Origin of the sequence: Bacillus sanguinis, from assembly GCF_018332475.1 — a bacterium.
GTDB lineage: Bacteria > Bacillota > Bacilli > Bacillales > Bacillaceae_G > Bacillus_A > Bacillus_A sanguinis.
The window spans coordinates 1-386 of the sequence record NZ_BOQB01000425.1 but is presented as its reverse complement, the minus strand read 5'-3'; the positions used below and the strand labels follow the sequence as shown (position 1 = coordinate 386).

Below are 386 nucleotides of genomic sequence, written 5' to 3'. Positions count from 1 at the left end.
TCTTTTTATTGCAAATATCATGCCAATGCATAGGGTATAAATTTGTATACATTGTGTAAAAAAGCATACACTACTGTCTATTTTTTTATACACGCTCCTGAAGCTATTTTATGGAACACCTTAATACAACCAGGCTTATTGTTTTCAATGGAAAGTTACTTCCACCCCCAACATATACTGTTCAAAAGCAAAAAGGAAGTGATCCAATGTATTACGGAACAAAAGGTTGGTACGTAGCTGAATTAAAAAAATTAGGCGTGCGCTATCATGAAGGGCGAAAACTAGAAAGTTACCGCGGACACGTCTTACGCAATTTACTACTTGCACAACAAGAGAAATTAAAAGAACAATAATATACTAATGTAACGATATCGACTTACCGACAA

1 protein-coding gene is annotated in these 386 nt (G+C 34.7%); it reads left to right on the top strand.

The genetic code is table 11. The features are described 5' to 3' along the window. Positions 1–110: 110 nt before the first annotated feature. Positions 111–353 (top strand): YflJ family protein, encoded by a 243-nt coding sequence (locus tag KI369_RS27100; protein WP_212958662.1) that lies wholly within the window; start codon positions 111–113, stop codon positions 351–353. Positions 354–386: the final 33 nt, after the last annotated feature.

Coding starts and splice junctions, on each gene's coding strand:
- KI369_RS27100 (WP_212958662.1), top strand. CDS start 111: ATGGAACACCTTAATACAACCAGGCTTATTGTTTTCAATGGAAAGTTA.